Genomic DNA, 26829 nt, shown 5'->3' with positions numbered 1-26829 from the left:
TTATTAACGGGAAGTGGCTCAGCTTGGTAGAGCACCTGGTTTGGGACCAGGGGGTCGCAGGTTCGAATCCTGTCTTCCCGATAGTTTTAAAAAATGGGGCCTTAGCTCAGCTGGGAGAGCGCCTGCCTTGCACGCAGGAGGTCAGCGGTTCGATCCCGCTAGGCTCCACTTATACTTTATTTATGGCGGTGTAGCTCAGCTGGCTAGAGCGTACGGTTCATACCCGTGAGGTCGGGGGTTCGATCCCCTCCGCCGCTATATTTTTTAACGGCCCGTTGGTCAAGTGGTTAAGACACCGCCCTTTCACGGCGGTAACACGGGTTCGAATCCCGTACGGGTCACTTCAAAAAGAGTCAGCATGGTGCTGACTCTTTTTTATTTGAAAAAAATAATATTATATATTATGCCTTCTACATCTTTGATTAATAATCTCCTTATAAATATATAAATATGTTTATCCTACTACTCCCAGATTTACCTTAAGGCTCAAAGGAGTCAAAGAAGGTAGCTGGATGATATAAATACCCATAGCTCATTTTGACAGTAAGTTTATTTTTAATATGTTATGAAATATTTCATTTTTTATTGTAAATAATGAAGGATTTTGTATTATTTTATATAATTAGGAAAGAATATAGTGCATTATATTTCATCAATTGACTATTTTAGCTAAACTGATGAATAAAATTAATATTTTCTCTCGTCAATCCTAATGATCTTAGATGGATCGTCATATTTAAGAATACCCCATTTAGTTTGTTCTATGGCTAGTGACTAAAAGTCTAATTGTGACCTTAGCCGGTGCTGTTTAGAAAATTCTCCGAGGTTGGCAAAGAGCAATTTCCTTTGTTTTTATAGAAATGAGCGTATCTTATTGTATTTATCTTTCTAGGAAGCGCGAATTTAAATGAGGAGAATTGGAAAGGCTAAAGTGTGTAAAGGAGGGTATTTATGACAACCGTTCGGGAATTGATGAGCACGAATATTGTACATTGTACGCCGCTAGATAATGTATATGAAGCAGCTGTGAAAATGAAAGAAGAAGATATAGGAATGATTCCTGTTGTAGAGAATGACCAAGTTATTGGTCTTGTAACAGATCGTGATTTAGTTGTGAGAGGGATTGCAGAAAAGCATCCAGGTTCTAATCAAATTACAAATGTTATGACAACACAAATTGTTTCAGTGTCTCCTGATGACTCTGTTGAAAAAGCGACAGAGTTAATGGCACGTTACCAAATCAGAAGATTGCCGGTAATTGAACATGGACAAATTGTGGGAATGTTATCACTTGGTGATTTAGCAACAACTAAATATGCAGATGATCAGGCGGGTGTTGCCTTAAGTGAAATATCAGAGGATACAAAGTAAAGAATAGAATATTTTATGCTAGTCTTTATCTCGCTATTCGCGGGCAGTAATACTCCCATCTCAAAATTTAGCAGAAAGCAAATTATATAAGGGGTAAACTGCTAGCATGTCCCCGATTGGTTTCACTAATAATCCGTGGGGGATAAAGCCCTCACGGATTAAAGTTATACTTTATCCCGCTATTTGCGGGCAGTAAGACCCCTACCTCAAGATTTAGAAAAAGCGAAGAAGATAGGTAGGAGATGAAGAAAACCTCCACTGATGGAAGTTTCGCTTTATGTAAATTACTTTTGAAATTATTGTTAACAACTAGTATCATATGAAAAAAATGGTATACTAATAAATACAAAGTCTTATATATTATTTTGAATATAATAATATTATTATTAATATAATAATGGGTTTATTAACATGAAAGTATTTGATCATACATATAGAAAACGGGGGGGAATTATATGACGATTATGCAAACTGAACCTAATTGGAATTTGGTTACGGATGCGTATGAAAAGCCGGAAAATTTTGCGGATTTACTCTCTTTGCTTATACCAAAGCGTCCAAAAGGAGAAGGAAAAGAACGAACTATTCTGGCTTGGAAAGAAAAAGAATTTTATAAGAAAGAAAATTTAATTCCTTTTATTTTATATGGAATGAAAAAAATACATAATTTACCAAAGTTTCATAAAGATGAAATGCCAACTTTAGTTCGAATTGTTCGTTTATGTCAAGAAGTGGGATGGTATCAACAAGCTTATCGTTTTATGGTTGATGAAGGATTAGAGGAGTTCGTACAAACATCTCTAGATTATGAATCATGGGATGTGTTTACACAAGTAGTTGCTTGGAATTATTTAATTATAAAACAAAAAGTTGCTGAGTTAGACAGCAATGATTACTTTATTTGGGAAAGAATTAAATTTAATGTAGAGTGTATTGAAAAGTATAAGGCACTTTTGTCGCATAAAGAAATGTTGGAATTTATGTTTCTATATCTTTGTAAACAAGCAAAGACATTATCAAGAGAGAAATTAGATGAAAACCTAATGGGTTTAGCAGTATATTGTAATACATATATTTATGATTTATACACACTAGATTTATTGAAAAAATATAGAAAATGCACTGATTTCTTAACATATTATGAACCAAGCCGAGCTGTTGTAGCATGCCAACATGCGGTGATTGCACAAATATCAGATCATCTTAATCCATTAAAGACAACTCATGTTGATGATTATTTATTTGTTATAAAAGAAATAATGGAATATATGTCATTTGAATTTATGAAAAAATATGAGCATTTTATTGGAAAATTATTATCATATGTTCCATTTTTCGAGATGATTCAAGTTCCACAACATGCATATTATTGTGAAGAACTCATGTATATATGTAAAGGAATAGGGTATAAAGAGGAACTACTACGTGATTATATATTTATACAATTACCAAATTGTTTTCCTTCCTTTATTAAGCAATTTTTAAAGAATAAGCGCTATGCTTCAATACATGATATTTTATTTTACTGGTGTAGCGATGAACAGCGTATGAACTTAGAAAATAAATATAACTTAAGTTTTATTTATGAAAAATATGCGTGCGGATAAAGTGAGTTTTCCACTAATTTGATGCTTTTCCAACTAATGGTTACATAAAGTTCATTTCTTTGAGAAAGCATACTTTGTCTAGTAAATAAAAAGAAATAGCGTAGAATACAAATAAGGATTCCACTTTATGTGGAATCCTTATTTAATAGTAAATAAAAAAAGAAATTATTATGAGAGAAATCATGCCATATAAAAGGAATTGGCCATTTTTATTTTCTTTAATACCAAAAAATTCATTCATTCTTTCATATAAGTCTAAAAACGATTTTGTTAGACTAGCTTTGGATAAGCGTTGCACCATTTTCCCTCTTTCTATGTTTCTTGATATTGATGTTTACGATGTTCTGGGACATATATATATTGAGATACTATAAGAAGAATAGTCATAAAGAATACAGGGAAAATTGCGGCGGCATTTAGGCCATTATAAATAATGTTTGTTAGTAAAGAACTTATAATGAACAGTGCAGTATATATGTGTGAAATATGGCGTTTTAAACGAATTTTGAATACTTCCATCAGCACTTCACAAGCAACGAACGTAATAGCGATGCTTAAAAATACAATGTTTGTGTTGTAAATTAATAAGCAACAAATGAGACCGAAAAATGCTAAATACTCAATAATTAATGGGATATTGCGTGTCATCTTACATCACCTAACTAGGAAAGGAAGCGGATTTACTGCATTTGTTTTTTCAAAATTCCATTCCCCGTTATGTAATTCAAAATGTAAGTGTTGACCAGTGGAATGTCCTGTATTTCCCATATAACCGAGCAATTGGCCCGTTGCTACGTTATCGCCCACTTTAACTGCACGATTTTTCATGTGAGCATATACAGTTGTATATAAATTCCCATTTATATGATGGGCAACAAATACAACATTTCCATAGCTTGTAGAATAGTACGACTTAACAACAGTGCCAGGTGCAGAAGCTTGAATTGGAATATCCCCTGTTGCCGCAAAGTCTATGCCATAGTGCATCTGTCCCCAACGTACATCAAATGTTGAGCTCACGTTCCCTTGAACTGGATATTTAAATACAGCTGGAATAGATGGTTTAGCTTGTTGCTGCTGTTGCTGTTGTTGTCCTTGCAATATATATTGTTGTCCAACATAGCCATATCCTGATCCGTAGCGAATTTTATACCATGTGCCAACCTTTCCAACGACTTGTACTTGTGTTCCATTCTTTAAAGAACCAATAACAGCCGTATTTGTTCCTGCACCGCTGCGTACTTTTAATGCTGGAGTAGCAACATAATAAGAGCTTCCGCCTTGTACCGTAACTCCTTTTACTAACGGCTGAGTTCCGTTAGATAAAAACTCTTTCTTTACATAGCCATTTGTTCCGTTATGTATAATTTTATACCATCCATTTTCTTCTTCTTGGACAGTAACAAATTTCCCATTTGGTAATACATCAATAATTTCAGATTGCGTATTTGGTTCAGAGCGAACGTTTAATGCGTCTGAATTAACGATATATTGCTGCTTACTATTGCTTGGTTTTGTTAAAGAAATTGCTTCTTTTTTTACATAGCCAGTTTTATTTTGAGTTTGAATTTTATACCATTCTTCTGTTGTTTCAAGAATTGTAACGGGAGTGTCACGTACAATGTTTTCAATAACGGAATCTGTTGTTTTAGGACTATTATATACTTGTAATGTATTCGTTTTTACATAACCAATTTTCGTTTTTGGTTTTTGCTGCGCTTCTACAGTTTGTACAGTGGAATCTGTCATAGACGGGAGTAAAGAAGCAACTGCTACAGTAGCTGCTGTCATTGCTGCGGCTTTCATATTCATATAATTATAGGCCTCCTTATGTAATAAATTGTTATATTCAAAATTATAATATAACAATATTAAACTTGATTTGTGCGCATAGAAATGTAGTATTAAAAATAAATGAACATTTTCCTATACTATAAAGTCCCATAATAAAAGGATAGCAGATTTATCACTATTATGGAAATAGATAGAAGAAGTTTGCGTTTTTTGAACTTACAAAATACATAGAATGATATTTTATCTCGCTCAAAGCGTTGATATTTTAGGGAGAGGCTTTAAGATGAAAAACTCCCGTAAGACATAGAGTGACTTAACTAACCATTTTTTGGTTAAAATTACCGTCAATGGAAATTTGACTTTATAACTCAAAAGAGTTGCCGATGAGATATGGCGATGGTATACTGACTATGTTAAATGAATATAATGCTAGGGGGGCTAGTGTTGCTAGCTGAGAGTAAGACATATAGTCTTTGACCCTTGAACCTGATCTAGATGATGCTAGCGTAGGGAAGCAATTTGGACGATATACATAACGTCCCCGTTTCTTTGCGTATAGAAACGGGGATTTTTTATTGAAAATTTTATAGAACACCACTAGGGGTGCTTGTAAGCTGAGAGAGGTAGAAACCTTAACCCTTATAACCTGATCTAGGTGATACTAGCGTAGGGAAGTGGAAACAACAAATGAAGTTTTCTTTTGTTTGCTGTAACCACTTCTTATATAGAGGTGGTTTTTTATTTGGATACATATATATAGGAAGGGGAAATTTAGATGACATTTTGTGAAAGGTTATTTGAAAAGGTGCAGCCTGTTTGGGAAAAGAGTCATAATCATCCATTTGTAACAGGGATGGGAGATGGAACGTTAGAGAAAGATAGATTTCAATATTATATTGTTCAAGATTATTTGTATTTGTTAGATTACGCAAAATTATATGCAATTGGTGTTGTAAAAGCAACAAATCCAAAAGTAATGGCGAAGTTTGCTGAACAAATCGATGGGATTTTAAATGGAGAAATGACGATTCATAAACAATATGCAAAGCGTTTAGGAATTTCTGTTGAAGAAATGGAATTAGCAAAGCCGTCTGCAATGAATCTAGCATATACAAACTATATGATGTCTGTATCACAAAACGGTACACTTGCTGAGTTAATTGCAGCGTTGCTTCCGTGTATGTGGAGTTATTGGGAGATTGGAAAGCGTTTGAATGATATTCCAGGAGCACGCAACCATGAATTTTTTGGTGAGTGGATTCAAGGGTATAGCTCTGAAGAATACGGAAATCTTTGTGTATGGTTAATTGATTTATTTAATGAAATTGCAATTGGAAAAGCAGAAGAAGAACTAAATCGTTTAGAAGAAATCTTCTTATATTCCAGTCGTTTTGAATATTTATTCTGGGATATGGCATATCGTAAGGAGATGTGGGGTTTTGAGGAGCAAGAACATACTACAGTTTCATAACGTTTCCTTTCATTATGATGAGAAGCAGATTATAACGAATCTTGATACTACAGTACAAGAAGGGGAATTCGTTAGTATTATTGGACCAAGTGGCTGCGGGAAAAGCACATTGTTTCGGCTCATTACGGGACTCGAAAAAGCAAGTGAGGGCACTATTGATGTGATAGGAGCAACCGATCACCCTGTCGGTTATATGCCACAAAAAGATATGTTACTCCCGTGGCGAACAATTATTGAAAACGCAGCTTTGCCTCTTGAATGCCAAGGTGTGAAGAAAAAAGAAGCACAAATGAAAGCACAAGAATTGTTGGAGCAGTTTGGACTGCAAGGGTATGAAAATAAACAACCAAAAGATTTATCAGGCGGAATGCGGCAACGCGTCTCTTTTATTCGTACGTTGTTAACTGGCGGAGATCTTTTACTATTAGATGAACCATTTAGTGCACTTGATGCATTGACGAAAGCATCTCTGCAAGAATGGCTGTTTGAACAATGGAAACATTGGCGAAAAACAATTTTATTTATTACACATGATGTTGATGAAGCGCTTTATCTTTCCAATCGTATTTTTATCGTAACAGAGCAGCCCATTACATCATTGACGGAACGGATCGTACCTCTTGGACAAGAACGATCTCGAAAGGATTTACATCGTCCAGAAATGCTGGCATTAAAAGATGAACTCATTGGGCTGTTACAAAGGCAGGTACTTGTATGAAAAGAATTGTAGATTATGTTCCAGCTTTTATTGTTACTGCTATTTTTCTTATTGTTTGGGAAGTAGGAGCACGGATTCTCGATGAAATGTACATTTTACCATCCCCAAGTGCCATTGTTCAAAAAATGTGGGAGTTACGGGATATATTGCTTACGGTACATTTACCAGCAACGCTTTCTGTTACAGTTATCGGTATTGTCATTTCCATTGTATTAGGTGTTGGTTTAGCAATGGTGATGAGTATGAGCTCATTTGCTGAGAAAGCATTTTATCCACTACTAGTTGCTTCACAAACGATTCCAATTACAGCTTTGGCACCATTATTTGTTTTATGGTTTGGCTATTCTATTTGGAGTAAAGTTGTTGTCACAGTACTCATTACGTTCTTTCCAATTGCAGTGAATACGTATGATGGCCTTCGCAGTACGAAAAAGGAATGGGAAGAGCTTTTGATTACATATGGTGCAACAAAAAAGGATGTTTTCTTAAAATTGAAATTACCATCCGCACTTCCATACTTTTTCTCTGCTTTGAAGGTGGCCCTGCCGTTCAGTGTTATCGGGGCAGCAATTGGAGAATGGCTTGGAGCGCAAGCGGGACTAGGGTATTTTAGTAAACGAATGATGACACAAATGGATGGTGCGGGTGTGTTTGCACCAATTGTTTTATTGTCATTACTTGCTATTTTCTTTGTATTACTTGTTTCTATATTAGAGAAGAAGTTTATTAGTTGGAGGAAGCATGCATGAAATTATTAAAACGCATTTTTGTGTTTACATTATTAATTGCGATGATTGCTGGGTGTTCTAGCAATTCGGCATCAGAAAAGGAAAAAAGTGAAAAAAAGAAAAAAGGTGAAAAAGAAGTAACTGTAATGCTCGATTGGTATCCAAATGCAGTGCATAGCTTTATTTATGCAGCAATTGAAAAAGGATATTTTAAAGAAGAAGGTATCAAGGTAAATATTAAATTCCCTTCAAATCCAACTGATCCATTAACGTTAGCAGCGGCAGGAAAGGTAACGGTCGGATTATATTATCAGCCTGATGTTGTTATTGCTAGAGCGAATGAAAATATTCCAGTGAAGTCTATCGGAGCAGTTGTTCGCTCACCTTTAAACCATGTCGTATCGTTAAAATCAGCTGGCATTTCTTCTCCAAAAGATTTGGAAGGAAAAACAGTTGGATATTCAGGAACACCGTTAAGTGAAGAGTATTTAAAAACGATGGTTAAAGAAGATGGTGGAAATCCAAATAACGTAAAAGTAGTTGATGTTGGCTTTGATTTAGTACCGGCTCTTACTACGAAAAAAGTAGATGCTGTAACAGGCGCATATATTAACCATGAAGTACCAGTACTGCGCCACGAAGGTTTTGACCCAGCATATTTTAACCCAGCAGATTACGGTGTACCGAATTATCATGAACTTGTATTTGTAACAGGCGATAAAACATTGAAGAAAGATAAAGAAACATTGCAAGCTTTTTTACGCGGGGCGAAAAAAGGTTACGAATTTATGAAGCAAAATCCAGATGAAGCATTAAACATTTTATTAGACCATCAAGAAAAAGAAAATTTCCCTCTTATTCCAGAAGTTGAAAAAGAAAGTATGAACATTTTATTAGATAAAATGGAAACGAAAGATGAACCATTTTTATCAGATACAGCAGATTCATGGGAAAAACAAAATAAGTGGTTGAAAGAAAAAGGGATGGCAAAAGAAATTGTTCCTGCAAATGAGTTGTTTGAGAACATTTTAAAGTAGGCGAATTTATATGAAAGATGAGCTTCACGTCATATCAAATGGTCGTATGCCGTTTGAAGAGTTAGCAAATATAGCAACTGAGATTGAAAGTGAAATAGATTATTTGCACATTCGTGAGCGGGAGAAAAGTACGAAAGAGTTATATGAAGGTGTGGAAAAGCTCTTAAATAAGGGCTTTCCCTCTTCTAAGCTTGTAATCAATGATCGGATTGATATTGCAATTTTATTAAATATTAGACGTGTACAGCTTGGCTATCGCAGCGCTGATATGAGATCTGTCAAAGAAAAATTTTCTTATTTACATGTTGGTTATTCTGTTCATTCACTTGAAGAAGCGATTGTTGCTTTTAAAAGCGGTGCGGATTCTCTTATGTACGGGCATTTGTTTCAAACAAACTCCAAAAAAGGAGTTCCGCCAAGAGGATTAGAAGAAATTACAGAAATGGCAAAACATTTAACAATCCCAATTACTGCTATTGGAGGGATTACTCCTAATAATACAGCAGAAGTACTTGATACCGGGGCTACTGGTATTGCAATTATGTCCGGAATTTTAAGTGCAGTAAAACCGAATAAGCAAGCGAAATTATATAAGGAAACGATACGAAAGTGGGCGAGGAATCATGAAAAAAATATATGATGTTGCCATCGTTGGCGGCGGTGTAATCGGAAGTTCAGTTGCACATTTTCTTGCTGAAAGAGGCTATAAAGTTGCCATCATTGAAAAACAAAAGATTGCTTCTGAAGCTTCTAAAGCAGCGGCCGGATTACTAGGTGTACAGGCGGAATGGGATGAATATGATCCGCTGTTTGAATTAGGTAGGCAAAGCCGCGCGATGTTTCCAAAGCTTGCAAGTGTATTGCGTGATAAAACCGGAATTGATATAGGATATGAAGAAAAAGGAATTTACCGTATTGCTCAAAGTGAAGAAGAGAGCGTACGGCTTCTCCATATCATGAAATGGCAGCAACAAACAGGAGAAGAATCACATTTTATCTCAGGTGAAGAACTGCGTGAAAAGGAACCATGTTTATCCTCTTCTATTATTGGAGCCGTATATCATCCAAAAGATGGCCATGTGATTGCACCTGAGTTGACAAAAGCATTTGCTCACTCTGCTGCGATATCTGGAACGGATATATATGAAGAAACTGAAGTGTTTGATATTCAAATTAAGGATAATCAAGTAACAGGATTATTTACAACAGAAGGAACAATCTCATGTGAAAAAGTAGTAATTGCCGGAGGTTCATGGAGTACAAAACTACTAGAATATTTTCATAGTGAGTGGGGCACATACCCTGTTAAAGGTGAAGTTGTTGCGGTGCGCAGTCGTAAGCCACTGCTACAAACCCCTATTTTTCAGGAGCGATTTTATATTGCACCAAAACGCGGTGGACGCTATGTCATTGGGGCGACAATGAAACCTCATACATATAACAAAGCTGTGCGTCCAGAAAGTATTACTTCTATATTAGAGCGTGCTTATAGTATCCTTCCAGCATTAAAAGAAGCAGAATGGGAAAGTGCATGGGCAGGATTACGTCCGCAATCGAATCATAGTATGCCGTATATTGGTATGCATGAAGAAATTAACGGGTTATATGCTTGTACTGGCCATTATCGAAATGGAATTTTATTAAGTCCAATTTCAGGCCAATATATGGCTGATCTTATAGAAGGAAAGCAAGATAATCGTTTATTAGATTCATTGCTTTCACAATCTATTTAGTAAGGAGATGAAAGCTTGAACTTAAAAATTAATGGTAGACAAGTAGAGGTACCAAGTGAGGTTAAGACGGTAGCTGATTTGCTTGCTCATTTAGGATTAGAGACAAAAATTGTTGTTGTAGAACGCAATCAAGACATTTTACAAAAAGATGATCATCAAGATACATCTGTTTTTGATGGAGATCAAATTGAAATTGTAACATTCGTAGGAGGCGGTTGATTATGTTAAATATTGGGCCATTTACTTTTAATTCTAGATTGTTATTAGGAACAGGGAAATTTTCCGATTTTGATGTACAAAAGAAAGCAATTGAAGTATCAGAAGCAGAAATTTTAACGTTTGCGGTGCGTCGTATGGATATTTTTGATGCAGAGCAACCAAACTTACTAGAAAAAATTGACGTAACAAAGTATACACTTCTTCCAAATACAGCAGGAGCAAAAACAGCAGAAGAAGCAGTGCGCATTGCGAAACTAGCAAAAGCATCAGGATTATGTGACATGATTAAAGTAGAAGTGATCGGTGATGATAAAACGTTATTGCCAGATCCAGTTGAAACGTTAAAAGCATCCGAAATGCTATTAAAAGAAGGGTTTATTGTTCTGCCGTATACGTCTGATGATGTTGTGTTAGCACGTAAATTACAAGAATTAGGTGTCCATGCAGTTATGCCAGGAGCATCACCAATTGGTTCTGGTCTTGGTATTGTAAATCCATTGAATTTAAGCTTTATTATTGAGCAAGCAACTGTTCCAGTTATTGTTGATGCTGGTATCGGTAGTCCAGCTGACGCAGCGTTTGCGATGGAATTAGGTGCAGATGGTGTTTTACTGAATACGGCTGTTTCTGGAGCGAAAGATCCTGTGAAAATGGCAGAGGCAATGAAGCTGAGTATTCATGCAGGTCGGTTAGGTTTTGAAGCGGGACGTATTGCACGTAAGCGCTGTGCAACTGCAAGTAGCCCGTTAGAAGGAATGAGCATTCTTGAATAGTCGATATTCCCGTCAAGTATTGTTTTCTCCAATTGGAGAAGAGGGACAGCAAAAAATAAGAGAAAAGCATGTATTAATTATCGGTGCAGGAGCACTTGGAAGTGCGAATGCAGAGATGCTTGTTCGTGCTGGAATTGGCAAAGTAACGATTGTTGATCGCGATTACATTGATTGGAGTAATTTGCAGCGTCAACAGTTATATTGTGAAGAAGATGTACGAAATAATTTACCCAAAGCGGTGGCAGCAAAGCGCCGCTTACAAGCTATTAATAGCGGTGTAGTTGTAGAAGCCTACGTACAAGACGTAACAGCAGAAGAACTAGAAGAGTTTGTTACAGGGGTAGATCTTATTATCGATGCAACAGATAATTTTGAGACCCGTTTTATTGTAAATGATATATCACAAAAACATTCGGTGCCATGGATTTATGGAGCCTGCGTCGGTAGTTACGGTCTTTCTTATACAATTTTACCAGGAAAGACACCGTGTTTATCTTGTTTATTACAATCTATCCCGCTTGGCGGAGCGACATGTGATACTGCAGGGATTGTTTCACCTGCTGTATCCATCGTTGTATCACATCAAATTGCAGAGGCATTAAAGATTTTAGTAGAGGATTATGAAGCCCTTCGCGATGGACTCGTTTCATTTGATGTATGGAAAAATGAATATTCATGTATGAATGTACAGAAATTGAGAAAAAAACAATGTCTATCATGCGGAGAGGAAGCAGTTTATCCGTATTTAAGTAAGGAAAATACTTCTAAGACAGCTGTTTTATGCGGCAGAAATACAGTGCAAATTCGTCCGCCATATAAAGAACAGTTCGATCTTTCTATGTATAAAAATCTGTTACAAGATCGTGTAATGGATTTAACCGTTAATCCGTATTTATTATCGTTTTCTGTTGATGATAAACGGCTAGTAGCATTTCAGGATGGCCGTGTGCTCGTACATGGTACAAAAGATATTGCGGAAGCAAAAACAATTTATCATCGTTACTTTGGTTAAAAAGGGTGAGTAAAATGAAAGTGAATAAAGCATTAACGATTGCTGGTTCTGATAGCGGCGGCGGTGCAGGTATTCAAGCTGATTTAAAAACGTTTCAAGAGCTCGGTGTGTACGGAATGACAGCAATTACAGCGATTACTGCACAAAATACACTTGGTGTACAAGGAGTATATCCTGTTCCAGTGGAAGGTATTCAAGAACAGTTAAATTCTATCGGCGCTGATTTAACACCAGATGCAGTGAAACTTGGCATGTTATTTAGTAGTGAAATTATTAAAATCGTAGCTGAAAAAATCAAATCATTTTCATGGAATAATATTGTATTAGATCCTGTTATGATTGCAAAAGGCGGAGCATCTTTATTACAACAAGAAGCTGTTGCGGCATTAAAAGAACATTTGTTGCCGCTTGCAACAGTAATTACTCCAAATGTTCCTGAAGCAGAAGTATTAACAGGAATGAAGATTCATACGATTGAAGATAGTAAAGAAGCTGCGAAAGTACTGCATAATTTAGGCGCGAAGTTTGTTGTCATGAAAGGCGGACATGCGGCGTATCAAGGAAATGAAGTAATAGATTTATTGTTTGATGGCAAGGCATTTGTTGAGTACAGAAGCGAACGTATTGATTCCAAGCAAACACACGGAAGCGGATGTACATTTGCCGCAGCTGTAACGGCAGGATTAGCAAAAGGTTATGAGATTGAAGAAGCAGTTCGTGAAGCAAAGTGTTTTATTAGTATAGCAATTGAAGACGAACTGAACATTGGAAGCGGTCACGGACCAACGAATCATTTTGCTTATGGACGTAGAAGTATAAATGTATAAATATGTATTTTTTTGAAAAAGCCAGTTGAAAAAACTGGCTTTTTTCTTGTTTACTTTTTCCGAAATTAGGAGTACTATATCAGCCAGAATCTATTTTTCTAGAACGCTAAATCCAGAGTCTGGAGCGGAGGAACCAATTGTGTATTGTGCATTGTCACTAGGGGTGAATCTTTCTTAGAGAAAGTAGGGCTACTCTCAAAGCCCGAATCCGACAGCTAACTCCGTAAGCGTATTGAGAGAGGATGATGCAAATGAATACATTAATTCATCGGTCCGACTAGTATAAAAGAATTTTAATAATATAATTTAAAATTCTTTTATGCGGGGGAGGATGAAATACATGGATGAGGACAAAGAGTACACACTCATTTGTGTAGGAGAAGCGGAAAAAATTAAGAGTTTACAAAATTTAGCGCTTTTACAAAGTAAAATAATCATTTTCACAGAGAATGAGCATATGGTTAATGAAGTGAAAGCATGTGGATTTCAGCAAGCATATTGTTGTCCAAATGAATCAAAGATGATTGTAAAAATATGCAGAGGAATAAAAAAAGTAATTTTACTAGGAGATGAATTATCCACAATTAGTTTTTTTGCGGAGCGTATTCGCTTTTCTTTTCATGCACCTATTACGGTTGTCACGCGAAATAAACAATATCCAAAGCGCCTCTATGAAACGATAGGAGTTAAATTAGTGGTGTTTACAACTTGTGATAACATTTCGTTTTTGATTTTAGAGTAGGAGCGGAGGAAACGAATATGAAAATATTCCTTTGTCGTGATTTAGCAACGCGCTGGGCTCTATCGTTAGAACGAGTACATGAGTTAGTTGAGTATGATCCACTCTTTCCGAAGCCATCTGTAATTATTCCACCAGAAGATATTTGTTTATATTTAGAGCAAGACATTATCGAATATGAGAAACAACATACGGAATTAGTGCAAGTATATGTTAGAGGTCGTAATTTACGTTCTTTTTTTCATGATTTAGATTAAGTGTTTAGAAGGTTATCTCATGTATTGAGATAACCTTTTTGTTTTAAATTTGCAAAAGAACGTCTATTTTACGAAAAAAGAAGAAAACAAAAGAAAAAAGATGATAAAAGAGTATTTCCCATTAATGTAAGCGTTTAACAGGTGTTATATTTTCATATTTTAGCTATTTCACCTCTTTACAAGTGAAATTTAGAGGAGTATATTTACTTTCATAAATTGTTCATAAAATTTCCAAAAAACAACCTGATATCGCTGAGTCCAGAAATGGAGCGGGGGAACCAATTTTGTGCATTGTCACTTGGGGTGAATCTTTCATGACGAAAGTAGGGCTACTCTTTAGGCCCGAATCCGACAGCTAACCTCGTAAGCGTTTGGAGAGGAGGTTTACTTTTGTGTTGTTCATTTTTGAACACTGAGTAGATCCTCAGTGTTCTTTTTTATGCTCTTGATGGTAAAATTTTACATTTAGTGAGGGATAAAGAATGTTAGATATCGCTATGATAGGGATTTTAATCGTGTTAGTTGGATCAATGGTTGGTCTTGCAAGATGGTCGGATAATGTTGTGAAGGAAGGGAAAAAGGAATGATTATTGCAGTATCTATTATTGTTGCCGCACTTACTGTGTACTTAGTTTATGCGTTATTAAATCCAGAAAAGTTTTAATTAGGGGGAAGTATTTATTATGGTTTGGATTGCAGTTTTGATCACAATGATATTATTTGTTCTTGTTGCAAAACCAATGGGGATTTATTTAGAGAAGGCGTTCCAAGGCAATCGTAAATTGGATAAAGTATTTGGCCCTGTTGAAAAAATCATTTTCAAAATTTCAGGTATTAAGCCTTATAACCAGAGTTGGAAGCAATATGCACTATCATTAGTTGCTCTCAATGCTTTCATGATTGTTGTTGTATATTTCATATTTCGATTACAGGGAGTGCTGCCATTAAATCCAACTCATGTTAAAGGGATGGAGCCTACCCTTGCTTTTAATACAGCTATTAGTTTTATGACAGATACAAATTTACAGCATTATAGCGGTGAAAATGGTTTATCGTACTTATCACAATTAATTGCAATTACGTTTTTAATGTTTACAGCACCAGCAACAACATTAGCGCTTGTAATGGCTTTTATAAGAGGATTAGCAGGTAAGGAACTTGGGAACTTCTTCGTAGATTTTATACGTGCTTTAACAAGGGTTTTTCTTCCGATTGCGTTTGTGACAGCGTTGGTCTTCGTTGCTCTCGGTGTACCACAAACGTTGGACGGAGCAGTTACAGCTCATACAATTGAAGGGGCAAAACAAACCATATCACGCGGTCCAGTTGCTTCTTTCGTTTCTATTAAGGAATTAGGGAACAATGGCGGAGGATTTTTCGGGGCAAATTCGACGCATCCATTTGAAAATCCGAGTCAAATAAGTAACATTTTACAAATGATGCTGATGATGCTGTTGCCAACAGCTTTACCATTTACGTATGGAAGAATGGTTGGGAATAAAAAACAAGGACGTGTTCTTTTCGCTTCTTTATTCATCGTATTTTTAATGGGATTTGCAACAATCGTGACGGCAGAATTACATGGAAATCCAGCGTTAAACCAAATAGGTATGCAGCATGATCAAGGCAGTATGGAAGGGAAAGAAGTTCGATTTGGAACAGTCTTTTCTTCACTGTATGCTACTGTAACAACTGCGGCGGAAACAGGTGCCGTTGATACAATGCACGATACGTTAACACCAATTGGTGGAGTAGTACCACTTGTAAATATGATGTTAAATACAGTGTTTGGCGGAGTTGGCGCAGGTTTTGTCAATATCATTATGTACGCAATGATCGCTGTCTTTATATCGGGATTAATGGTGGGACGCACACCAGAATTTTTAGGGAAAAAGATTGAAGGTAAGGAAATGAAATTGATTGCGGTAACAATACTATTTCAGCCTTTACTTATTTTAGGATTTTCAGCGTTGGCTTTTTCCACTCATTTAGGAACGGATGCGATTTCAAATTCTGGGTTCCATGGTTTGACACAAGTTGTATATGAATTTACTTCCTCGGCTGCGAATAATGGTTCAGGTTTTGAAGGTTTAGCAGACAACACAGCGTTTTGGAATATTACAACTGGTGTAGTGATGTTCTTGGGACGCTATTTCAGCTTAATTACAATGCTGGCTGTAGCAGCTTCGTTAAAAGAGAAAACGGTAGTACCAGAAACAATCGGAACATTCCGTACAGATAATAGTTTATTTGGTGGCATTTTCGTTGGAACAATTGTGATTGTCGGTGCATTGACGTTTTTCCCAATGTTAGTGTTAGGACCAATCGCAGAATTTCTTACATTGAAGTAATGGAGGGTAAATGATGGAACCTGTAGTGGTAAAAGATAAACAAACTAATCAATCAATTGCATCTTCAAAAACGGGGGCAGAAAATGAAGTAAGCCAAGAAAAAATAATGGATCGTGACATTATTACACATGCTATAAAAGAAGCGTTTGCAAAATTGAGCCCGCGAGTTATGGTGAAAAATCCTATTATGTTTGTGGTGGAAATTGGATTTTTTCTAACATTGATCTTATCATTTCTACCTAATGTATCTAGTAATATCCCAGGATGGTTCAATATAACGGTTTCTCTTATTCTATTATTCACTGTCTTGTTTGCTAACTTTGCAGAAGCATTGGCAGAAGGGCGTGGAAAAGCGCAAGCTGATTCATTAAAACAATCTAAAAAAGATGTATTTGCAAATGTAATAAAAGAAAATGGAGATGTTGTTCAAGTCTCAGCAACTGAACTGAGAAAAGGCGATATTGTTATTGTAAAGCAAGGGGAAATGATTCCAAGTGATGGGGAAGTTATTCGCGGCTTAGCGTCTGTTGACGAATCAGCTATTACAGGGGAATCCGCACCAGTTATGAAAGAGGCTGGAGGTGATTTTTGCTCCGTTACAGGCGGTACGATCGTTGTTAGCGATGAAATTACAATTCAAATTACGAGTAATCCTGGTGAATCTTTCTTAGATAAAATGATTTCTTTAGTAGAAGGAGCATCTCGTCAAAAAACACCAAATGAAATTGCTCTAAACACTGTATTAACGAGTTTAACACTTATTTTCTTAATCGTTGTTGTTACGTTACCAATCTTTACGAATTATCTTGGGTTTCAAATTGATATGTCCATACTTGTTGCACTTCTTGTTTGTTTAATTCCAACAACAATTGGTGGTTTGTTATCTGCAATTGGGATTGCAGGTATGGACCGTGTAACGAAGTTTAACGTTTTAGCAATGAGTGGTAAAGCAGTTGAAGCAGCTGGTGATATTAACACAATTATTTTAGATAAAACAGGTACAATTACATTCGGTAATCGTATGGCACATACGCTTTTACCAGTAGGAAATGAAACAATTGAACAAGTTGCAAAATGGGCAGCGCTTAGCTCTGTGTTAGATGAGACGCCAGAAGGACGTTCTGTTATTGAATACGTACAATCAAAAGCATTCTCTTATAACGGTACACTTGCAGAGCAAGGTGAGTTTGTTCCATTTAGAGCTGAGACACGAATGAGCGGTGTTGACCTAGTAGATGGTACAAAGGTAAGAAAAGGTGCAGTTGGTGCTGTACTTGAATGGGTACAATCGCAAGGCGGTACAGTTCCGAAAGACTTAAATCAAAAAGCCGATTTAATTGCAAAAGAAGGTGGTACACCACTTGCAGTTGCAGCTGATAATCGTATTTACGGATTAATTTATTTAAAAGATACTGTAAAACCAGGTATGCGTGAACGATTTGAACAGCTTCGTCAAATGGGAATTAAAACAGTGATGTGTACAGGTGATAATCCGCTCACTGCCGCAACAATTGCGAAAGAAGCAGGTGTGGATGAATTTGTAGCAGAATGTAAACCAGAAGATAAAATTGCGGTTATTAAAGCAGAGCAAGAAAAAGGAAAGCTTGTTGCGATGACAGGTGATGGTACAAATGATGCACCGGCTTTAGCGCAAGCGGATGTTGGACTTGCGATGAATAGCGGTACCGCAGCAGCAAAAGAAGCAGCAAATATGATTGACTTAGATTCAAACCCAACGAAAATTATTGAAGTTGTAGGAATCGGTAAGCAGCTATTAATGACACGCGGTGCATTAACAACATTTAGTATCGCCAATGATATTGCCAAATACTTTGCCATTATTCCAGCGATGTTTACTTTGGCAATTCCACAAATGGAAGCTTTGAATGTTATGAAATTACATTCACCGTTATCAGCGATTTTATCAGCGCTTATTTTTAACGCGATTATTATCCCGCTGCTTATTCCGCTAGCAATGAAGGGGATTGCTTATAAACCGATGAGCTCTAATGCATTGTTAGGACGTAATTTACTTATTTATGGACTTGGGGGAATGATTGTTCCATTCATTGGTATTAAGCTGATTGACATGATTGTAGGACTGCTCATTTAAGGAAAAGGGGAAATGAAAATGCTTGAAAAACAAAAGATACTTTCACCTGTCATTCGTATAACTTTTACATTTCTTATTGTGTGCGGGCTTGTATATCCATTGCTAGTTACCGGAATTGCACAAGCGGTTATGAAAGATAATGCAGACGGAAGTCTTATATATAATGAAAAAAATGAGGTAATTGGTTCAGAATTAATTGGTCAAAATTTTACAGATCCACGTTATTTCCACGGACGTGTGTCTAGTATAGAATATAAAGCAGAAGCATCTGGATCTAATAACTATGCACCATCTAATCCAGATTTATTAAAACGTGTAGAAGAGAGTGTAGAAACTTGGAAGAAGGAAAATCCAACAGTTCCTGTTTCGGAGGTTCCGATGGATTTAGTAACGAATTCAGGTTCAGGATTAGATCCTGATATTAGTCCACAAGCGGCTTACGCACAAGTAGATCGTATCTCTAAGATAACGAATATTCCGAAAGAAAAAATTAATAAACTTATTGAATCTCAAACAGAAGGGCCGGCACTCGGATTATTTGGTGAAGATCGTGTCAATGTATTAAAACTAAATCTAGAATTACAAAAAATGATGAAATAAAGTGAAACTTCCATCATTGGGGGTTTTTCATCCCCAAATGATGGTTAGTTGAATCAATCGGGCTCTTACTGCCCGCGAATAGCGGGATAATAACAATGCTACCTCAATCACTTAGATTGAGGTAGCGTTGTTTGGTCGGATAGGGGGATTTGTAATGTATGCAGATGATTATAAGCCAACGTTCCAAAGGCGTACACCAGAAGAGTATTTAGAATATATTCGTCAACTGAACCGCGGGAAATTAAAACTTTATGTCGGAGCGGCTCCTGGAGTCGGAAAAAGTTATAAAATGCTTTTTGATGCTAGAGAGATGCGAAAGGAAGGCATTGATATTGTCATTGGTTTGATTGAAACACATGGGCGAAAAGAAACAGACGATGCGATCGCTGATTTAGAAGCTGTTCCTTTAAAAGAAATTGATTATAAAGGAAAAGTGTTTCACGAGCTTAATGTAGAAGCAATTATAAAAAGGGCACCGGAAGTTGTTATTGTTGATGAATTGGCTCATACAAATATTCCAGGTTCTAAACATAAAAAACGCTATAAGGATGTGGAAGAATTATTGGATGCTGGTATTGATGTTTTATCTGCATTTAATATTCAACATTTGGAGAGTGTTCACGATATTGTAGAACAAATTACAGGGGTTAAAGTAAGAGAGCGTATTCCCGATTTCATTTTGCAAAAGGCAAATGAAATTCAGCTTGTTGATGTAACACCAGAAGTACTGAGAAAACGATTGATGGATGGAAAGATATATAAAGAAGAAAAAATTCAACGCAGCTTAAATCATTTTTTTACGCTTAATAATTTAGGTGCACTTCGTGAATTATCACTTCGAGAAGTTGCAGATGATATGGATGAGAAAATCAGCCAATTTACTGAAGAACCAATTGGAGTGAAAGAAAAAATTCTCGTTTGTGTTCAGTACAGTTCCACGGCAGAAAAATTGATTCGCCGAGGATGGCGCATGGCAAACCGCTTAAATGCTGAGTTGTATGTTTTAAATGTAGAAAGAGAAAATATTGAATCTCTATCAGAAGCAAAGAAGCAAATTATCGAAGAATGGAAAGCTTTAACTAGTCAATTTGATGCAACTTTTTTATTAGAGGAATCAAAAGGGAGTAAGCCAGCTGATACGATTATTCAAGTTGCAAAACAATTACAGGTAACGCAAATTTTGCTTGGACAATCGGCAAGAACAAGATGGGAAGAGATTCGAAAAGGTTCAATTGTAAATGAAATTATGAGACAGACGAAGAATATTGATATTCATATTGTAGCAGATCAACGGATATAGGGCATACTCGAATCGTATTCATGTATATGAATACGATTTTTTTCATTTTATAAGTCGTCTGAATATGGTTTCTTAAAAATTTTATATATAATAGAAAGAGATATTTAACAATGTGAATAATTAAGAAGCATATATAGAACGAGGAGAGAGAACGATGCTTGAAAATACAGGTTTAGTATTAGAAGGCGGCGGTATGCGCGGCGTATATACAGCGGGTGTATTGGAGTACTTTATGGAAAGCGATTTATATTTTCCATATGTGATAGGCGTATCGGCAGGTGCATGTAATGCAGCGTCGTATCTTTCAAGACAAAAAGAAAGAAATAAAACAGTAAACATTGAATATGTGACACATCCAAGATATTTATCGTATAAAAACCTTTGGAAAAAGCGACAGCTCTTTGATATGGATTTTATTTTTCGTGAAATCCCAACGCAGCATGTTCCATTTGATTTTGAAACATATTTCAATAATGAGCAATCTTTCCTTGTAGGAGCGACAGATTGTGAAACTGGACAGCCTGTTTATTTTGAAAAAGGCCGTACACAAGAAGAAGCATTAACATTGTTACAGGCATCAAGTTCATTGCCATTTGTGGCACCTGTTGTAGAATTCGGTGGGAAAAAGTTATTGGATGGTGGAATTTCAGATCCAATTCCTGTTCGAAAGGCACAGGTAGATGGTTATCAAAAATCAGTTGTTATTTTGACAAGAAATAAAGGCTATACGAAGAAAAAATCAAAATTTGGATGGGTTGCAGCGAAAGCTTATAAAAAATATCCTAATTTAGTAAACACAATGCTAGCTCGTTATGAAGTATATAATGAGACACTTCATTATATTGAAAAAGAAGAAGCAGCTGGGAACATATTCGTTATTCGTCCGACAGATCAATTAGAAGTGGATCGTATGGAGAAGAATCCAGAAAAATTACAACGCTTGTACGAGCAAGGATTTAAAGATGCTGAGAAAACGTATGAAGATTTATTGCAATTTCTTAGTAAATAAAAAAGGTGACTCAAGGTACTTTAAACAGACTATAATTTAAAGAGGATACTATGTCTAATATAGGACATATATCCTCTTTTTTCATATATAATATACTCCATAACAAGACGTTATTATATGATTAAGGAAAGCATATTTATTTTGGTTAGGGGACGTAGCCCACATCGGGAGGGGGAGTGACAGGATTGCTGTCATAGACCGCAAAATAACTTTTTGAAATATCAAATTTAAAGCCTAAAAGAAGGCTTTTTTATTACTGATTTTTTCCTTACACTAAATAAAATAAGGAGAAAAATGATGAAACAAAACTCTAGCCCTCATTAAATAAAGTAAAACCAACTGCACACAAGGGTCCTTTAGTAATAAGCTTCACTAATTGTTGTGCAGTATATTTCGGTGAATATTTCATGTCATTTTGAAGCCACCAAATTGCTATCCCAACAACACAGGAAGTGATGAAATGCAATACCATATCCTTTGGAATATCTAAGTCATGGTCTTCAATTTTAAGCTCAATGAAATTTTGTTCAAGGTTATCCATAATAGTCTGCTGCATTTGTAGGTTAAAATCATGAATGCCATTAGGCCCAAGCATGGTTTTATAAAAGTCTGCATGTTTTACTATACACTCAAATATGGATTGTAAAATTTCCTCGAATTTCGAAAGATCTATTTGATGTCCCTGCACATGGGCATATAGGACCATCTTACTTGTCAACTCTCCTAGTGCTTCCTCACTAAGCTTTGTTAACAAATCTTGTTTATCCCTGTAATGCGAGTAAAATGTTGCCCGATTAATGAGTGCCTCATCTGTGATGTCTTGAATGGTAATAGCATCGTATCCCTTTTCCGCTATCAGTTTGATAAAAGCATCATATATAAATTTCTTTGTCCGAATAATCCGCAGATCCGTTTTTTTCAACATCTTATATCTCCTTGTTCGTTATTGTCATTATAAACAACAGATTTCATCCTTTTGTTCCTTATCGTACATTTATGTCTTAAATGTAAATTGAATTATGTAGCAAAAACGATATAATTTTAATATAAACAACATGATTTCATTATAAACTACACATTGTTCGTTATCTATCATTTTGTTAGACGAATGCTAGGAGGAATAATTTAGGATGAAAATAATCGATGTTATATATAACAATTGTCACTTTACATAATTACCGTCCAGACGGTATAGTAAATTTAAAATGAGTGAATCACTCATTTCTGACTGAGAATGGAGGTCATTTTGATGAGCAATTCAAGACGTAAAGAAATATTAGCTGCTGCTTCTTTTATTATTGAGAATTATGGTATGGAAAAATTGACATTAGAGGCTGTCGCGAAACAGGCTGGTATCAGTAAAGGAGGATTACTCTATCATTTTCCTAATAAGGACGCAATTATAAAAGGTATGATTGATGAATATTCGTCAGCATTTTTAATGGATGTTCGGGATAAAGTAAGCAATTCTTCGGAATCCATAGGAAAATGGCATCGTGCTTACTTGGAATCAGCAATAAACGATACTGGTTTATCAAACGGGCTTGTTTCTGCATATGTCGCAACTTTGTTTACTAACCCACTTCTTCTTTCCAAGTTCCAAAGTGATTCTCAAGAATTATATGAAGAAATGGAAAAGGATGAGATCGAGCCAATAAAGGCTGCAATTATTAGATTAGCCATCGATGGATTATGCTATTCGGAAATTTTTAAGATAGGGAAGATTGATGAAGGCTTAAAACAAAAAGTAATTCAACAATTAATAAGTTGGACTAAAGAATATGAGTGAAAAAATTAAAGTTGAATATTAAATAATTTCCTTTATATCTCAAACTTCGAAGGAGGATAAAAATGAGAGAAGAACAGACAGGCGGGATTCCACAACCCAAAACATATGGACCACTCGGCAACTACCCTTTATTCGACATGAGTCAACCTACTATTTCTTTTTGTGAGATAGCGAAAGAATATGGGCCAATATTTCGGTTGACTGCTCCAGGTTTTAAAACAATATGTATCTCTGAACACAAACTGGTAACTGAAGTCTGTGATATCAATCGTTTTGATAAACATGTTGCAAATGATATGGTGCATGTACGCGAATTTACGGGGGACGGTCTGTTTACGAGTAAAACATCGGAGCCAAACTGGCGAAAAGCCCATAATATATTGCTGCCAACATTCAGCCAACAAGCCATGAAGGGATATCATACCATGATGTTAGACATCGCTTCGCAGCTGATTCAGAAATGGGCTCGGTTGAATCACGATAGTGATCATATCGATGTACCGGGAGACATGACCCGCCTTACTTTGGATACGATCGGTCTTTGTGGTTTTAACTACCGATTTAATAGTTTTTATAAAGAAAAACATGATCCATTTATCGACAGCATGGTACGTGCACTTGACGAAGCTATGCATAAAGTTGCCCGCTCGAAGGGCATGGATACTCTGATGATTAGAAAAAACAGACAATTCCAAGATGATATACAAAGCATGTTTTCGTTGGTAGATAAAATTATTAAAGAGCGGAAGGCTAATGGAAATAATGGAGAGATAGATCTGCTGGCCCGTATGTTAAACAGTAAAGACCCTGAGACCGGGGAAGTGTTGGATGATGAGAATATCCGATACCAAATTATTACCTTCTTAATTGCTGGGCATGAAACAACAAGTGGTTTATTATCCTTTACGACTTATTTTTTACTGAAACATCCGGAAGTTCTGAAGAAAGCATACGAAGAAGTGGATCAGGTCCTTGGTGATTCCACTCCATCTTATAAACAAGTGCTAAACCTCAAATACATTCGCATGATTCTTAACGAGGCCATACGGTTATGGCCGACCGCTCCATCTTTTGATGTGTATCCAAAGGAGGATACTATAATCGGCGGACAGTATCATGTGAAAAAAGGTGAAGGTTTGACCGTGCTTCTTCCCGCGCTTCATCGGGATAAAGAAGTGTGGGGAGAAGATGCAGAAGAATTCCGTCCGGAACGTTTCGCAGACCCTTCCAAAGTACCAAATCATGCATATAAACCATTTGGGAATGGTCAACGTGCTTGTATTGGTATGCAGTTCGCACTTTATGAAGCCACTCTGGTACTTGGGATGATTCTTCAAAAGTTTGAATTAATTGATTATGAAAACTATCAGTTGAAGATTAAGCAAACATTGACCATAAAACCGGAAAATTTCAGAATTAGAATTAAATTAAGAGAAGGGAAGCAAGTCTCATCTTTACTGGATTCTTCGTTGGCAGATGAGAAGAAAAATGAAGAAAAGAAGAAACTGACTTCGCAATATTCAAAACAACAAGTACTTGAAGGGGCCGAAAACGTACCTCTGCTTGTATTATATGGTTCAAACTTAGGCAGAGCGGAAGAGTTTGCTAGGAAGCTCGCAGACCATGCACGGTTACTGGGTTTTCAGAGCAATGTGGGAATATTGAACGATTATATCGGAAAGTTACCTAAAGAAGGTGCAGTGCTTATTGTAACTTCTTCATACAATGGTCAACCTCCTGAGAATGCCGCTCAGTTCGTAAAATGGCTGGAACAAGCAGATACGGAGGAATGTACAGGGATCAGGTATGCAGTTTTTGGCTGTGGAGATCGAAATTGGGCGAATACTTACCAGAGTGTTCCGAAATTCATTGATAAAGAGCTGGAACAGAAAGGTGCTATGAGGCTTACCACAAGAGGAGAGGCAGACGCCGGAGGAGATTTTGAGAATGATTTCGCTCAATGGCAAAAGAACATGTGGAAGGATGTCTCGAATGCTTTTGGCCTAAATATGAAAGAGGGAACAGAAATAGTGTCTCATCAATCATCGCTTTCCGTTCAGTTGATTTCAGGTCCTCCTGCTAATCCGATCGCTCAAAATAACAAAGCTGTCTATGCAACGGTGATTGCTGGCCAGGAGCTTCAGTCAGCTGAAAGTGAACGGAGCACTCGACATATTGAGATAGCCTTGCCGGAAGGAGTTACTTATCAGGAAGGAGACCATCTTGGAGTGCTGCCAAGTAACAGCCGGAAAAATGTCAACCGAATTTTAAAACGATTTGGATTAAACGGGAAGGATCAAGTCGTACTGAGTGCAAGTGGACGTAGTACAGTTCATCTTCCTTTGGACCGTCCTGTTAGTTTATTTGACCTTCTTAGCTATAGTGTTGAGATTCAGGAATCGGCAACTCGAGCACAAATACGGGAATTGGCAAGATTTACAGTTTGTCCTCCTCATAAATACGAATTGGAAGCATTATTGGAAGATGGAGTTTATCAGGACCAAATCTTAAAGAAACACATTTCAATGTTGGATCTTCTTGAAAAGTATGAAGCGTGCGAAATCCCATTTGATCGCTTTTTAGAACTTCTCCCTGCGCTCAAACCGCGTTACTATTCTATTTCAAGCTCTCCACTTGTTGCGCAGGATCGTCTAAGTATCACGGTTGGTGTAGTGAGTGGATCTGCATGGAGTGGACAAGGAGAATATAAAGGTGTCGCTTCTAACTATTTAGCTCAGTGTCACAATGAAGAGGAGATTACTTGTTTTGTTCGAACTCCAGAATCAAGATTTCAGTTACCTGAAGATCTAGAAATACCAATTATCATGGTTGGACCAGGCACTGGAGTTGCACCATTCCGTGGATTTTTACAAACGCGTCGTGTTCAAAAGCAAAAAGGTGTTAACTTAGGAGAAGCGCATCTGTATTTCGGTTGTCGTCATCCTGAAAAAGATTACCTCTATCGTACAGAACTAGAAAAAGATGAAATAGATGGCTTACTATCTTTACACACAGCTTTTTCTCGCTGGGAAGGACATCCAAAAACATATGTACAGCATTTAATGAAACAAGATGGAGCGAATTTAATTTCGTTATTAGATAACGGTGCCTACCTTTATATCTGTGGTGATGGAAGTCGAATGGCTCCGGATGTAGAAAATACTCTTTGTCACGCATATCAAGAAATTCATGGAGTCAGTGAACAAGAGGCAAGAAATTGGTTGGATCATTTACAACGTGAAGGACGATACGGAAAAGATGTTTGGGCTGGAAACTGAATTTTTCTTAATTAGCTAAGTAATATTTAACTAATAAACTTCTTTCGACTAGGTGTTACTTGAAACAAGATAAACTGATTTATAAAAATCCCGTATTCTTTAT

General features: G+C 36.6%; 26 protein-coding genes, 4 tRNA genes and 4 riboswitches. Of the genes, 27 read left to right on the top strand and 3 right to left on the bottom strand.

What is annotated here, in order from left to right; translation table 11 throughout:
• The first annotated feature begins 7 nt into the window (after nt 1-7).
• The 6 genes from ACTDJC_RS20750 (at nt 8) to ACTDJC_RS20725 (ending at nt 2978) form a co-directional block, all read left to right on the top strand.
• Nucleotides 8-81: transfer RNA gene (locus ACTDJC_RS20750), tRNA-Pro, on the top strand.
• Between the two features lie 14 nt (nt 82-95).
• Nucleotides 96-168: transfer RNA gene (locus tag ACTDJC_RS20745), tRNA-Ala, on the top strand.
• A 16-nt stretch (nt 169-184) separates the two neighbouring features.
• A tRNA-Met gene (locus ACTDJC_RS20740) sits at nt 185-258 on the top strand.
• An 11-nt stretch (nt 259-269) separates the two neighbouring features.
• Nucleotides 270-341: transfer RNA gene (locus tag ACTDJC_RS20735), tRNA-Glu, on the top strand.
• Between the two features lie 610 nt (nt 342-951).
• A complete protein-coding gene (locus ACTDJC_RS20730) occupies nt 952-1371 on the top strand; it encodes a CBS domain-containing protein (RefSeq protein WP_098308059.1) in 420 nt (139 codons plus the stop codon).
• Nucleotides 1372-1826: 455 nt separating this feature from the next.
• Complete coding sequence (locus ACTDJC_RS20725; protein ID WP_253628631.1) at nt 1827-2978, top strand: DUF3965 domain-containing protein; 1152 nt, start codon at nt 1827-1829, stop codon at nt 2976-2978.
• Nucleotides 2979-3290: 312 nt separating this feature from the next.
• On the opposite strand, the gene ACTDJC_RS20720 is transcribed toward ACTDJC_RS20725, so the two are convergent.
• Together ACTDJC_RS20720 and ACTDJC_RS20715 are read right to left on the bottom strand one after the other, a co-directional pair.
• A complete protein-coding gene (locus ACTDJC_RS20720; protein ID WP_098308065.1) occupies nt 3291-3626 on the bottom strand; it encodes a hypothetical protein in 336 nt (111 codons plus the stop codon).
• Between the two features lie 6 nt (nt 3627-3632).
• Nucleotides 3633-4790 (bottom strand): SH3 domain-containing protein, encoded by a 1158-nt coding sequence (locus ACTDJC_RS20715; RefSeq protein WP_440604573.1) that lies wholly within the window; start codon nt 4788-4790, stop codon nt 3633-3635.
• Nucleotides 4791-5193: 403 nt separating this feature from the next.
• Nucleotides 5194-5302: riboswitch (TPP riboswitch) on the top strand.
• A gap of 59 nt (nt 5303-5361) precedes the next feature.
• A riboswitch (TPP riboswitch) is annotated at nt 5362-5462 on the top strand.
• An 85-nt stretch (nt 5463-5547) separates the two neighbouring features.
• On the opposite strand from ACTDJC_RS20715, the gene tenA reads away from it, so the two are divergent.
• From tenA to ACTDJC_RS20620, 19 genes are all read left to right on the top strand, one after another.
• Nucleotides 5548-6243, top strand: a complete 696-nt coding sequence (gene tenA / locus ACTDJC_RS20710) for a thiaminase II (protein ID WP_440604572.1) — start codon at nt 5548-5550, stop codon at nt 6241-6243.
• Nucleotides 6212-6961: an ABC transporter ATP-binding protein gene (locus tag ACTDJC_RS20705; protein ID WP_440604571.1), complete on the top strand. Its 750-nt coding sequence runs from the start codon at nt 6212-6214 to the stop codon at nt 6959-6961. Before tenA ends, ACTDJC_RS20705 begins: the two co-directional genes overlap by 32 nt.
• Entirely contained in the window at nt 6958-7710 is a 753-nt protein-coding gene (locus ACTDJC_RS20700) for an ABC transporter permease (RefSeq protein WP_429711008.1), read from the top strand. Before ACTDJC_RS20705 ends, ACTDJC_RS20700 begins: the two co-directional genes overlap by 4 nt.
• Nucleotides 7707-8726 (top strand): ABC transporter substrate-binding protein, encoded by a 1020-nt coding sequence (locus ACTDJC_RS20695; protein ID WP_098308075.1) that lies wholly within the window; start codon nt 7707-7709, stop codon nt 8724-8726. Before ACTDJC_RS20700 ends, ACTDJC_RS20695 begins: the two co-directional genes overlap by 4 nt.
• A gap of 10 nt (nt 8727-8736) precedes the next feature.
• The gene (tenI, locus tag ACTDJC_RS20690) at nt 8737-9366 is read left to right on the top strand and encodes a thiazole tautomerase TenI (protein ID WP_440604570.1); all 630 of its coding nucleotides are present in this window, start codon (nt 8737-8739) and stop codon (nt 9364-9366) included.
• Nucleotides 9350-10459 (top strand): glycine oxidase ThiO, encoded by a 1110-nt coding sequence (gene thiO / locus ACTDJC_RS20685; RefSeq protein WP_253628637.1) that lies wholly within the window; start codon nt 9350-9352, stop codon nt 10457-10459. Before tenI ends, thiO begins: the two co-directional genes overlap by 17 nt.
• Nucleotides 10460-10474: 15 nt before the next feature.
• Nucleotides 10475-10678: a sulfur carrier protein ThiS gene (gene thiS / locus ACTDJC_RS20680; RefSeq protein ID WP_440604569.1), complete on the top strand. Its 204-nt coding sequence runs from the start codon at nt 10475-10477 to the stop codon at nt 10676-10678.
• A 2-nt stretch (nt 10679-10680) separates the two neighbouring features.
• Nucleotides 10681-11451, top strand: a complete 771-nt coding sequence (locus ACTDJC_RS20675) for a thiazole synthase (RefSeq protein WP_253628639.1) — start codon at nt 10681-10683, stop codon at nt 11449-11451.
• Nucleotides 11444-12463 carry a thiazole biosynthesis adenylyltransferase ThiF gene (locus tag ACTDJC_RS20670; RefSeq protein ID WP_440604568.1) on the top strand — a complete coding sequence of 340 codons (1020 nt, stop codon included), beginning with the start codon at nt 11444-11446 and terminating at the stop codon, nt 12461-12463. Before ACTDJC_RS20675 ends, ACTDJC_RS20670 begins: the two co-directional genes overlap by 8 nt.
• 14 nt (nt 12464-12477) lie before the next feature.
• A complete protein-coding gene (thiD, locus tag ACTDJC_RS20665) occupies nt 12478-13290 on the top strand; it encodes a bifunctional hydroxymethylpyrimidine kinase/phosphomethylpyrimidine kinase (RefSeq protein ID WP_440604567.1) in 813 nt (270 codons plus the stop codon).
• 94 nt (nt 13291-13384) lie between these two features.
• A riboswitch (cyclic di-AMP (ydaO/yuaA leader) is annotated at nt 13385-13536 on the top strand.
• Between the two features lie 94 nt (nt 13537-13630).
• Entirely contained in the window at nt 13631-14032 is a 402-nt protein-coding gene (locus ACTDJC_RS20660; RefSeq protein ID WP_253628642.1) for a hypothetical protein, read from the top strand.
• Nucleotides 14033-14049: 17 nt separating this feature from the next.
• Nucleotides 14050-14286: a hypothetical protein gene (locus ACTDJC_RS20655; protein WP_098308091.1), complete on the top strand. Its 237-nt coding sequence runs from the start codon at nt 14050-14052 to the stop codon at nt 14284-14286.
• Between the two features lie 240 nt (nt 14287-14526).
• A riboswitch (cyclic di-AMP (ydaO/yuaA leader) is annotated at nt 14527-14670 on the top strand.
• Nucleotides 14671-14768: 98 nt separating this feature from the next.
• Nucleotides 14769-14873 carry a hypothetical protein gene (locus ACTDJC_RS20650; protein WP_098308093.1) on the top strand — a complete coding sequence of 35 codons (105 nt, stop codon included), beginning with the start codon at nt 14769-14771 and terminating at the stop codon, nt 14871-14873.
• Nucleotides 14870-14950: a K(+)-transporting ATPase subunit F gene (gene kdpF, locus ACTDJC_RS20645; protein WP_098308095.1), complete on the top strand. Its 81-nt coding sequence runs from the start codon at nt 14870-14872 to the stop codon at nt 14948-14950. The genes ACTDJC_RS20650 and kdpF overlap by 4 nt, the downstream gene beginning before the upstream one ends.
• Nucleotides 14951-14969: 19 nt before the next feature.
• Nucleotides 14970-16637, top strand: a complete 1668-nt coding sequence (gene kdpA / locus ACTDJC_RS20640) for a potassium-transporting ATPase subunit KdpA (RefSeq protein ID WP_440604566.1) — start codon at nt 14970-14972, stop codon at nt 16635-16637.
• Between the two features lie 13 nt (nt 16638-16650).
• Entirely contained in the window at nt 16651-18750 is a 2100-nt protein-coding gene (gene kdpB / locus ACTDJC_RS20635) for a potassium-transporting ATPase subunit KdpB (RefSeq protein ID WP_440604565.1), read from the top strand.
• 18 nt (nt 18751-18768) lie between these two features.
• On the top strand, nt 18769-19350 hold the full coding sequence (gene kdpC, locus ACTDJC_RS20630; RefSeq protein WP_440604564.1) for a K(+)-transporting ATPase subunit C: 582 nt from the start codon (nt 18769-18771) through the stop codon (nt 19348-19350).
• A gap of 154 nt (nt 19351-19504) precedes the next feature.
• Nucleotides 19505-20650, top strand: coding sequence for a KdpD-like non-kinase potassium sensor (gene kdpDN / locus ACTDJC_RS20625; RefSeq protein ID WP_440604563.1), 1146 nt, complete (start codon nt 19505-19507; stop codon nt 20648-20650).
• Between the two features lie 154 nt (nt 20651-20804).
• Nucleotides 20805-21659: a patatin-like phospholipase family protein gene (locus ACTDJC_RS20620; protein ID WP_098308105.1), complete on the top strand. Its 855-nt coding sequence runs from the start codon at nt 20805-20807 to the stop codon at nt 21657-21659.
• A gap of 310 nt (nt 21660-21969) precedes the next feature.
• Here ACTDJC_RS20620 and ACTDJC_RS20615 read toward each other — a convergent pair whose 3' ends face one another.
• On the bottom strand, nt 21970-22584 hold the full coding sequence (locus ACTDJC_RS20615) for a TetR/AcrR family transcriptional regulator (protein WP_098308107.1): 615 nt from the start codon (nt 22582-22584) through the stop codon (nt 21970-21972).
• Nucleotides 22585-22908: 324 nt separating this feature from the next.
• Here ACTDJC_RS20615 and ACTDJC_RS20610 point away from each other — a divergent pair, with 324 nt between their 5' ends.
• On the top strand, nt 22909-23448 hold the full coding sequence (locus ACTDJC_RS20610) for a TetR/AcrR family transcriptional regulator (protein WP_253628649.1): 540 nt from the start codon (nt 22909-22911) through the stop codon (nt 23446-23448).
• 62 nt (nt 23449-23510) lie between these two features.
• Entirely contained in the window at nt 23511-26726 is a 3216-nt protein-coding gene (locus ACTDJC_RS20605; RefSeq protein WP_440604562.1) for a bifunctional cytochrome P450/NADPH--P450 reductase, read from the top strand.
• The last annotated feature ends 103 nt before the right edge of the window (nt 26727-26829 follow it).

It is taken from the genome of Bacillus sp. GB_SG_008, from assembly GCF_052038115.1.
GTDB lineage: Bacteria > Bacillota > Bacilli > Bacillales > Bacillaceae_G > Bacillus_A > Bacillus_A rhizoplanae.
This window is presented reverse-complemented; position numbering and strand designations above follow the sequence as displayed.

Bases quoted from the DNA above. Each gene is read 5' to 3' on its own strand.
- kdpC (WP_440604564.1), top strand. From the start codon at position 18,769: ATGCTTGAAAAACAAAAGATACTTTCACCTGTCATTCGTATAACTTTT.
- ACTDJC_RS20660 (WP_253628642.1), top strand. From the start codon at position 13,631: ATGGATGAGGACAAAGAGTACACACTCATTTGTGTAGGAGAAGCGGAA.
- ACTDJC_RS20675 (WP_253628639.1), top strand. From the start codon at position 10,681: ATGTTAAATATTGGGCCATTTACTTTTAATTCTAGATTGTTATTAGGA.
- kdpA (WP_440604566.1), top strand. From the start codon at position 14,970: ATGGTTTGGATTGCAGTTTTGATCACAATGATATTATTTGTTCTTGTT.
- tenA (WP_440604572.1), top strand. From the start codon at position 5,548: ATGACATTTTGTGAAAGGTTATTTGAAAAGGTGCAGCCTGTTTGGGAA.
- ACTDJC_RS20715 (WP_440604573.1), bottom strand. From the start codon at position 4,790: ATGAATATGAAAGCCGCAGCAATGACAGCAGCTACTGTAGCAGTTGCT.
- kdpB (WP_440604565.1), top strand. From the start codon at position 16,651: ATGGAACCTGTAGTGGTAAAAGATAAACAAACTAATCAATCAATTGCA.
- ACTDJC_RS20620 (WP_098308105.1), top strand. From the start codon at position 20,805: ATGCTTGAAAATACAGGTTTAGTATTAGAAGGCGGCGGTATGCGCGGC.
- ACTDJC_RS20615 (WP_098308107.1), bottom strand. From the start codon at position 22,584: ATGTTGAAAAAAACGGATCTGCGGATTATTCGGACAAAGAAATTTATA.
- ACTDJC_RS20610 (WP_253628649.1), top strand. From the start codon at position 22,909: ATGAGCAATTCAAGACGTAAAGAAATATTAGCTGCTGCTTCTTTTATT.
- tenI (WP_440604570.1), top strand. From the start codon at position 8,737: ATGAAAGATGAGCTTCACGTCATATCAAATGGTCGTATGCCGTTTGAA.
- ACTDJC_RS20650 (WP_098308093.1), top strand. From the start codon at position 14,769: ATGTTAGATATCGCTATGATAGGGATTTTAATCGTGTTAGTTGGATCA.
- thiD (WP_440604567.1), top strand. From the start codon at position 12,478: ATGAAAGTGAATAAAGCATTAACGATTGCTGGTTCTGATAGCGGCGGC.
- ACTDJC_RS20730 (WP_098308059.1), top strand. From the start codon at position 952: ATGACAACCGTTCGGGAATTGATGAGCACGAATATTGTACATTGTACG.
- ACTDJC_RS20605 (WP_440604562.1), top strand. From the start codon at position 23,511: ATGAGAGAAGAACAGACAGGCGGGATTCCACAACCCAAAACATATGGA.
- ACTDJC_RS20655 (WP_098308091.1), top strand. From the start codon at position 14,050: ATGAAAATATTCCTTTGTCGTGATTTAGCAACGCGCTGGGCTCTATCG.
- thiO (WP_253628637.1), top strand. From the start codon at position 9,350: ATGAAAAAAATATATGATGTTGCCATCGTTGGCGGCGGTGTAATCGGA.
- kdpDN (WP_440604563.1), top strand. From the start codon at position 19,505: ATGTATGCAGATGATTATAAGCCAACGTTCCAAAGGCGTACACCAGAA.
- ACTDJC_RS20700 (WP_429711008.1), top strand. From the start codon at position 6,958: ATGAAAAGAATTGTAGATTATGTTCCAGCTTTTATTGTTACTGCTATT.
- ACTDJC_RS20725 (WP_253628631.1), top strand. From the start codon at position 1,827: ATGACGATTATGCAAACTGAACCTAATTGGAATTTGGTTACGGATGCG.
- kdpF (WP_098308095.1), top strand. From the start codon at position 14,870: ATGATTATTGCAGTATCTATTATTGTTGCCGCACTTACTGTGTACTTA.
- ACTDJC_RS20720 (WP_098308065.1), bottom strand. From the start codon at position 3,626: ATGACACGCAATATCCCATTAATTATTGAGTATTTAGCATTTTTCGGT.
- ACTDJC_RS20695 (WP_098308075.1), top strand. From the start codon at position 7,707: ATGAAATTATTAAAACGCATTTTTGTGTTTACATTATTAATTGCGATG.